10 protein-coding genes, 1 tRNA gene and 1 pseudogene are annotated in these 7,283 nt (G+C 68.1%); 4 read left to right on the top strand and 8 right to left on the bottom strand.

Annotation, left to right across the window (positions count from 1 at the left end):
- The 4 genes from RMO30_RS12860 to RMO30_RS12845 form a co-directional block, all read left to right on the top strand.
- Window positions 1-542, top strand: a 542-nt coding sequence (locus tag RMO30_RS12860) for a thiamine ABC transporter substrate-binding protein (protein ID WP_309714192.1), incomplete at its 5' end; no start/stop codon positions are given.
- Between the two features lie 46 nt (window positions 543-588).
- The gene (locus tag RMO30_RS12855) at window positions 589-2,220 is read left to right on the top strand and encodes an iron ABC transporter permease (RefSeq protein WP_309714191.1); all 1,632 of its coding nucleotides are present in this window, start codon (window positions 589-591) and stop codon (window positions 2,218-2,220) included.
- Window positions 2,220-2,987, top strand: a complete 768-nt coding sequence (locus RMO30_RS12850) for an ABC transporter ATP-binding protein (protein ID WP_309714189.1) — start codon at window positions 2,220-2,222, stop codon at window positions 2,985-2,987. The genes RMO30_RS12855 and RMO30_RS12850 overlap by 1 nt, the downstream gene beginning before the upstream one ends.
- 60 nt (window positions 2,988-3,047) lie before the next feature.
- Window positions 3,048-3,635 (top strand): AAA family ATPase, encoded by a 588-nt coding sequence (locus RMO30_RS12845; protein WP_309714187.1) that lies wholly within the window; start codon window positions 3,048-3,050, stop codon window positions 3,633-3,635.
- Between the two features lie 9 nt (window positions 3,636-3,644).
- Here RMO30_RS12845 and RMO30_RS12840 read toward each other — a convergent pair whose 3' ends face one another.
- The 8 genes and pseudogenes from RMO30_RS12840 to RMO30_RS12805 form a co-directional block, all read right to left on the bottom strand.
- Window positions 3,645-4,241, bottom strand: a complete 597-nt coding sequence (locus tag RMO30_RS12840; RefSeq protein ID WP_309714185.1) for a hypothetical protein — start codon at window positions 4,239-4,241, stop codon at window positions 3,645-3,647.
- A 64-nt stretch (window positions 4,242-4,305) separates the two neighbouring features.
- The gene (locus RMO30_RS12835; RefSeq protein WP_397427940.1) at window positions 4,306-4,587 is read right to left on the bottom strand and encodes a metallopeptidase family protein; all 282 of its coding nucleotides are present in this window, start codon (window positions 4,585-4,587) and stop codon (window positions 4,306-4,308) included.
- A 68-nt stretch (window positions 4,588-4,655) separates the two neighbouring features.
- Window positions 4,656-4,952, bottom strand: a pseudogene (locus RMO30_RS12830) (DUF2017 family protein); the annotation flags it as partial.
- Between the two features lie 15 nt (window positions 4,953-4,967).
- Window positions 4,968-5,114, bottom strand: a complete 147-nt coding sequence (locus tag RMO30_RS12825) for a hypothetical protein (RefSeq protein ID WP_309714181.1) — start codon at window positions 5,112-5,114, stop codon at window positions 4,968-4,970.
- A 2-nt stretch (window positions 5,115-5,116) separates the two neighbouring features.
- Window positions 5,117-5,413, bottom strand: coding sequence for an ATP-dependent Clp protease adapter ClpS (gene clpS, locus RMO30_RS12820; protein WP_309714179.1), 297 nt, complete (start codon window positions 5,411-5,413; stop codon window positions 5,117-5,119).
- 17 nt (window positions 5,414-5,430) lie between these two features.
- Window positions 5,431-5,506: transfer RNA gene (locus tag RMO30_RS12815), tRNA-His, on the bottom strand.
- A 28-nt stretch (window positions 5,507-5,534) separates the two neighbouring features.
- On the bottom strand, window positions 5,535-6,158 hold the full coding sequence (orn, locus tag RMO30_RS12810) for an oligoribonuclease (RefSeq protein WP_309714177.1): 624 nt from the start codon (window positions 6,156-6,158) through the stop codon (window positions 5,535-5,537).
- Window positions 6,159-6,167: 9 nt separating this feature from the next.
- A complete protein-coding gene (locus RMO30_RS12805) occupies window positions 6,168-6,983 on the bottom strand; it encodes an SGNH/GDSL hydrolase family protein (RefSeq protein ID WP_309714175.1) in 816 nt (271 codons plus the stop codon).
- Window positions 6,984-7,283 lie beyond the last annotated feature (300 nt).

Below are 7,283 nucleotides of genomic sequence, written 5' to 3'. Positions count from 1 at the left end.
AGGGACTGCTCGTCGTCGAGGCGGCGAACTCGTCGTCACCGGGGCTCGCGTTCCTGCTCGCGACGATCGCCGCCTACGGCGACGGGTGGTACGACTACTGGTCGGCGCTCGTCGACAACCAGGTGAAGGTCGCCGCATCGTGGAGCGACGCGTACTACGTCGACTTCTCGGGTCCGTCGAGCGAGGGCGACCGGCCGCTCGTCGTGTCGTATGCGTCGTCGCCGCCCGTCGAGGTGCCGCCCGGATCGACCGGGGTGCTGCTCGACACGTGCTTCCGGCAGACCGAGTACGCGGGGGTGATCGCGGGCACCGAGCATCCGGCCGAAGCCCGGCAACTCGTCGACTTCCTGTTCTCGACCGTCGTGCAGAACGACATCCCCGAGAACATGTACGTCTTCCCGGTGAACGCCGACGCGACCCTGCCCGCGACCTGGGCCGAGTACGCCGAGATCGCCGAGAACCCCTACGAGATCGACCCCGCCGAGATCGATGCGAACCGCGAGCGCTGGATCACCGAATGGGCGGCGATCGCGACCCCGTGAGCATCCTGACCCCTTCGATTCGTGCGAATTGGCGCTCCGAGGCAGCATGAACCGTCAATTCGCACGAATCGGGGGGTGGATGCCGTGGATCCTCGCCGCGGCGCTGCCGCTCGCCTTCGTGGGCGTGTTCTTCGCGTGGCCGGTGGCGACGATCGTCGGGCGGGGGCTGCTTCCCGAAGGTGTCCTCGACATCGCCGGCATCGTCGAGGTGCTGAGCCGGCCGCGCACGGTGCGGATCATCGGCTTCACGATCGGGATGGCGGCGGCCGCGACGGCGATCACCCTGGTGCTCGGGATGCCGGTCGCCTACGTGCTGTCGCGGCTGAGGTTCCGCGGGCGTGGGGTGCTGCGCGCGGCGGTGCTCGTGCCGTTCGTGCTGCCGACCGTCGTCGTGGGGATCGCGTTCCGGGCGCTGCTGCGGGATACTCCGCTCGACGGCTCGGTGGTGGCGATCCTCGCCGCCTTGGTGTTCTTCAACGTCGCCGTCGTCGCCCGCACGGTCGCGGTGTCCTGGGAGTCCCTCGACCCGCGCCAGGAGGAAGCCGCGCGCGTACTCGGGGCCGGGCCGGTGCGGGTGTTCGTCACCATCACCCTGCGGCGCCTCGCTCCGAGTGTCGCGGCTTCCGGCTCCATCGTTTTTCTGTTCTGTTCCACCGCCTTCGGCACGGTGCTCGTCCTGGGTGGCGCGAAGTACGCGACGATCGAGACCGAGATCTGGCTGCTGACGACGCAGTTCCTCGACCTGCGGGCGGCGAGCGTGCTGAGCGTCGCGCAGATCCTCGTCGTGCTGCTTCTGTTGGCGCTCACGGCGAAGGTGCGGCGCAGCACGACCGCTCAGCACAGGTCCTTCGCGACCCGCCGCCCGCGCCGCTCCGACACACCGGTCATCGTCGCGACGGTGCTGATCGCGCTCGCCCTGGTCGTGCCGCTCGCCGCTCTGGTCGAACGGTCGCTCCGGGTCGCGGGGGAGTGGAGCGTCGGCAACTACCTCGCCCTCGCGTCGACCGGAAGCCGCAATGCCCTCGCCGTCACCCCATGGCAGGCGCTCGGGAACTCCCTCGGCTTCGCGGCCGCGGCGACCGGGGTCGCGATGCTCGTCGGACTCGTGGCGTGCGTCCTGCTCGCGCGCGCCCCCCGCTCCCCGTACGCGCGCCGCGGGCTCGACTTGCTCGACGGTGCGCTCATGCTTCCGCTCGGGGTCTCGGCGGTGACGGTCGGATTCGGTTTCCTCATCACCCTCAACTCCCTGCCGCTCGACCTGCGCACGTCGCCCGTGCTGGTGCCGATCGCGCAAGCCCTCGTCGCTGTGCCGCTCGTCGTGCGCACGCTGCTGCCGGTGCTGCGCAGCGTCGGCAGCCGGATGCGCGAAGCCGCTGCGACTCTCGGGGCCGCCCCCTGGCGGGTGATCCTGACGATCGACCTCGGCGTTGCCGGGCGTGCGGCGCTCGCCGCAACCGGACTCGCGTTCACCGTCGCGCTCGGCGAGTTCGGCGCGACGACATTCCTCTCCCGGCCCGACGCCGCGACGCTCCCGGTAATCATCTATCGGCTGATCGGCCTGCCCGGGGGAGACAATGCGGGGATGGCGGCGGCGGCATCCGTAGTGCTCGCAGTGGTGTGCGTGGCCGTCGTCGCGCTCGTCGAACGGCTGCGGGTCGACACGACGGGAGCGTTCTGATGGGGCTGGGATTTCATGGCCTGAGTCTGGATGCTGTGACGGTGCGCTTCGGCGACGTGACGGCGGTGGATGCTGTCAGCCTGGCGATCCCGCGAGGCGAGGTGTTCGCCCTGCTCGGGCCGTCGGGAAGTGGCAAGTCGAGCCTGTTGCGCGCCATCGCCGGGCTCGAGCCGTGCGCGGGCGACATCCGGTGGGGCGGCGAGTCGGTGATGCGGATTCCGCCGCACAAACGCGGGTTCGCCCTCATGTTTCAGGATGGACAGCTCTTTCCGCATCTCGACGTCGCGGGTAACGTCGGCTACGCCTTGCGGATCGCCCGGGTTTCGCTCCCCACCGCCCTGAACGGGCGGCGTGGGCCCAGCGCCTCCGGCGCTGCTCAACCACCGATAGCGAAGCGTGTCGCGGAGCTGCTCGACATGGTCGGGCTCTCCGGTTTCGAGGAGCGCCGGGTGACCGACCTCTCGGGGGGCGAGCAGCAGCGGGTTGCGCTCGCCCGGTCGCTCGCCGCATCCCCCCGCCTACTGCTGCTCGATGAGCCGCTCTCGTCACTCGACCGGGAGCTGCGCGAGCGCCTCGCCGGGGAGCTGCGCGACATCCTGCGGGCGGCGCGCGTCACCGCGATCATGGTGACCCACGACCACGATGAGGCGGGTGTCATCGCCGACCGCATCGGCATTCTCGACGCGGGGCGGCTCGTGCAGGCGGGCACCCTGCCCGAGCTGCGTGCGAATCCCGCCGACGAGCGGATCGCGCGGTTTTTGGCCTGAAGTCTTCGACACCCGATCGGGGTGTCGAGTTGGCTGCACGACGACCGATAATCTCGATGCATGGCACGAGGGAGTTTGCCTCGCGCGAGCGAGGTATTGGCGGAGCGTCTCCGCACATCCGCAACCGCCCAGGGGGCATCCCGTCTCGTCGTGCTCATCGACGGGCACTCCGGCTCGGGCAAGACGACACTCGCGACCGAGCTGGCCTACCTCCTCAAGGCGCAGCACGTCGCCCTTGATGCCTTCTACCCGGGGTGGGGTGGGCTCGAGGTCGGCAGCGCCATGGTGCGGGGCGTGCTCGCCCCAGAGAACCCGGGCTATCGCCGCTGGGACTGGAAGCGCAACCAGCCAGACAGCTGGCACAAGGTGAACGCGAAGCGCGACATCGTCATCGAGGGCTCAGGATGCATGAGTCGCGACAATCGTGAGCTTGCGACGTTCGGCGTGTGGATCCGCCTCGACCAGGTGGAGCGCAAGCGTCGGGCGATCGCTCGCGATGGGGCCACCTACCACCAGCACTGGGATCGCTGGGCGGCCCAGGAGCAGGCGTTCTTCGCTCGCGAACGGCCCGACGCTCTGGCCGATGCGATCATGGACGGCCGCACCGGCCAGATCGTCTTCCGCGCCGACCTATCGCCGGAGGAGTAGCGCCCGGCGTCAGCCGATCCGCGACCACCGACTCGTGAACGGGCTCTCGTCGGGCTTGGTCGTCAGCGTGTCGCCGTCGCAGTTGACCGTCATCGGTACACCCGCACCGGTGTCGGCGGGCAACTCCATGGAGTCACCGACGGATTCGCCACCGATCGTGATGGTGTTGGTGATCGTGATGCCGTTATCCCAGTCGGAGAAGACGACGTCGTCGCCTTCGACCGTCCAGGCACCGGTGCTGATCCCCGCCTGGTCCTGAGCGATGACCATCGTCAGCCCCTCGGTCACGGCCGTCATCGTGAAGGTGACGCCGGACTCGAAGGTCATCGTGTCGGCGTCGACGTCGAGTGTCACAGCGCCGTCTTGCGTCGTCGAGGTGACGGGGGTGCCGTTCTCGACGAAGTATGCCTGCAGTTGCCCGGCGAGATCTGCGGTGTCGAGGCTCCAGTTGCCCTCGAGGCAGCTGGCGACATCACCCGACGCTCCCGAGGAGCCGTCGGTGCTCGTGTCCGTGCCGTCGTCACCCGAACCGGGTACCGTGCAGGCGGCGAGCGCGAGGAGCGAGAAGGCCGCGAGGGTGCTGGTGAGCAGGTGACGCTGGGGCATGGGGATTCCTCCTAAGGATGATGCTTCACGGTATCGACGCGCGAGACCACGCGAATGGTTGACGTCAGGCCCAACCCAATCGGTGCAGTTCGTCGTCATCGATGCCGTAGTAGTGCGCGATCTCGTGCACGAGGGTGACGTGGATCTCGTCGCGCAACTCGTCGAGAGTCTCGGCAATGGCGAGCAGCGGCTCGCGGTAGAGCACGATCCGGTCGGGCAGTTCGCCGAATCCGTAGCGGTCGCGCTCGGTGAGGGCGACCCCTTCGTAGAGCCCGAGCAGGTCGAGCGAGCCGTCCTCGGGGCGGTCTTCGGTCACGAACACCAGGTTCTCGAGCCCGTCGACCATCTCGTCGGGCAGCTCGTCGAGTTCATCGATGACGATCTTCTCGAACTCTTTGGAGGTCAGCTCGAGGCTCACTGCTCCTCCAACGCAGCGTCATCCAACAGCGTGACCATCGACTCCTGCAGGTGGCCAAGCCAGGCGTAGACCTCGCCGGCCGGGGTGTCGGGAACCTCGTCGTCGTCGGTACGGATGCCGATCCGGTCAGCGATCACCAGCCGCAGGTCAGTCAGCAGCGGAAGCCAACGTTCGGCCGCCTCGGGCGAGAGGCGCACCGTCTCTTCGTCGAGAGCGAGTGACACCTGCGCGGCGTTCGCGGCCTTGCGATCGACGAGGCCCGCGCGGGTGTAACGGGTGAACTCTTCGGCGGCCGGAGCATCGTCGTGTTAGGCGACCGGAAAGAGTCGCTCGTGCGACGGGTCCGCGCCCGAGTCGGTTCCGACTACCTCAAGGTACTGATCGACGAGGGAGCGCAGCACGCCCGACTCTCCGTCGGCGAACTCGAGCACGATGTGCTCGCTCGTGCGCGACACCCTCATCCGTCGCTCGCCTTGGCGACAGTGGCCCACAAGCCGTACTCGTGCATCGCCTCGGTATGCCGTTCCATCTCTTCGCGCGGGCCGGTCGCAACGACGGCGCGACCGTTCTCGTGCACCTGCAGCATGAGTCTCTCGGCCTCCTCTTTCGGAAACCCGAAGTAGGTGCGAAAGACGTGGGTCACGTACGACATGAGGTTCACCGGATCGTTCCAGACGATGGTGACCCACGGTACGTCCGGCGCGACGACGACCTCAGACTCGAGGTCGGCGTCGGCCGAGGGCAAGGTATTCATGACCCGATGTGGAAAATTGGGGCGACCGACGGGACTTGAACCCGCGACATCCGGCACCACAAGCCAGCGCTCTACCAACTGAGCTACGACCGCCATGCGTTGCATGCGCAACCCGTCGATCTTACGACACCCAGGAACGCCACGCCTCCACCGTCTCGGCTGAGGCGACTTGCGCCTGCTCTGAGGTGGGGCCGGGCGGTGCGACGAACAGGGCGCGACGGTAGTAGTCGAGTTCGCGGATCGACTCGAGAATGTCGGCGAGGGCGCGGTGACCGCCGGCCTTGGCGGGCGACTGAAAGTAGACGCGCGGGAACCAGCGCCGGGCCAGCTCTTTGATGCTCGAGACGTCGACGCTGCGGTAATGCAGGTGGGAGTCGACGCGCGGCATGTACTTCGCGAGGAAGGCGCGGTCGGTGCCGATCGTGTTACCGGCGAGCGGCGCGGTCTGCGCATCCGGCACGAACTTCAGGATGTATTCGTTCACCTGGTATTCGGCGTCGGCGAGGCTCACGCCATCGGGGATCTCGGCGAGAAGCCCGCTCGTCGTGTGCATGGTGCGCACGATGTCATTCATCTGGTCGAGCACGGCCTGATCGGCTTTGATGACGATGCGGAAGCCCGGGTCGACAGGCACAAGCTCGTAGTCGGTGATCACCACAGCGACTTCGACGAGTTCATCGACGCTGAGGTCGAGCCCGGTCATCTCGCAGTCGATCCAGACGAGACGATCCGGGTTGGAGGGCATTCCGCGAGTCTAATCGCGGGCGCGGACCCCGACTGGCCTGCTGACTCCGACGGGAGTCGGCACCGGCAGCTTCGGGCCGCGACCGTCGCCGCTCGACACCTGACGCACGCGCCGGGCGATCCACGGCAGCGCATGCCGTCGGAACCACACGCTCGTCGGCAGTCGGGTTCCCACTCCGGGGTCGGCGTCGGCTGGGGCGGGAAGGCCGAGGGCGGATGCCGCAGCGTTCAGCAGCGCGAGGTGGCCGCGAGTGGAAGGGTGCAGCCGATCCTCTGACCACATCGACCGATCGGCGAGTCCCGGGATGGTCCACAGGTCGAGAACGCGGCAGCGGTGCTTCGCAGCGATCGCGTGCACGTTGGCGGTGAATACCGCCGCCCGACCGCGCAGCATGCGGAGGTACGGCGAGAACCCGGGGTCGTAAGCCGTGGCGAGCAGCACTGTCGCTCCGCTGCGGGCGAGCTGCGCGATCCCGGTCTCCAGTTCGGCGGCGAGCCGGTCGGGGTCGGGCCGCAGGGCGCTCAGGTCGTTGCCGCCGATGAGCACCGAGACGAGGTCGGCGCGCATCGCGATCGCCTCGGGGATCTGATCCTCGACGACGTGCCTCACCCGGCGCCCGCGCACCCCCAGGTTTGCGAACTCGAGGCGCGGAGCCCCCTGAGCCTGCTGATGGCGGTCGATCTCGAGGGCGAGCCGGTCGGCCCAGCCGAACCACGGCTCGCCCATCCCGATGACCGGGTCGCACCAGCCTTCGGTGATGGAGTCACCGAGAGCCGCGAAGCGTGTCCACTGCACTTGACTACCCGGGACGGGAGTGTCGGTCACGGCACCAGTGTCGGGGGTCGGCGACCCGCCGCCCTACGGAAACGACGCGATCGGCGGAGGTGTCACTCAGAGTTCACCGTCGGGCACCCGTCGTTCACAAACACCCATCCGCGCGTTGTCGGGAGTACAGGTTTGTGTAGCGCCGTGAAGGCGTGCATCCGCTGCGGCTGCGAGAAACCTCGCAGCGATTTCAATTGTTCGGCTCGCAACCTCGACGGGCTGCATTCCTACTGCCGGGCATGTCAAAGCGCCCACTATCGCGGCACTCGAAGCCGTCACATCCGGAATGTCAGGCGCACG

This window comes from Pseudolysinimonas sp., from assembly GCF_031389465.1.
GTDB lineage: Bacteria > Actinomycetota > Actinomycetes > Actinomycetales > Microbacteriaceae > Pseudolysinimonas_A.
This window is presented reverse-complemented; position numbering and strand designations above follow the sequence as displayed.

Coding starts and splice junctions, on each gene's coding strand:
- RMO30_RS12855 (WP_309714191.1), top strand. CDS start 589: ATGAACCGTCAATTCGCACGAATCGGGGGGTGGATGCCGTGGATCCTC.
- RMO30_RS12850 (WP_309714189.1), top strand. CDS start 2,220: ATGGGGCTGGGATTTCATGGCCTGAGTCTGGATGCTGTGACGGTGCGC.
- RMO30_RS12845 (WP_309714187.1), top strand. CDS start 3,048: ATGGCACGAGGGAGTTTGCCTCGCGCGAGCGAGGTATTGGCGGAGCGT.
- RMO30_RS12840 (WP_309714185.1), bottom strand. CDS start 4,241: ATGCCCCAGCGTCACCTGCTCACCAGCACCCTCGCGGCCTTCTCGCTC.
- RMO30_RS12835 (WP_397427940.1), bottom strand. CDS start 4,587: ATGGTCGACGGGCTCGAGAACCTGGTGTTCGTGACCGAAGACCGCCCC.
- clpS (WP_309714179.1), bottom strand. CDS start 5,413: ATGAATACCTTGCCCTCGGCCGACGCCGACCTCGAGTCTGAGGTCGTC.
- orn (WP_309714177.1), bottom strand. CDS start 6,158: ATGCCCTCCAACCCGGATCGTCTCGTCTGGATCGACTGCGAGATGACC.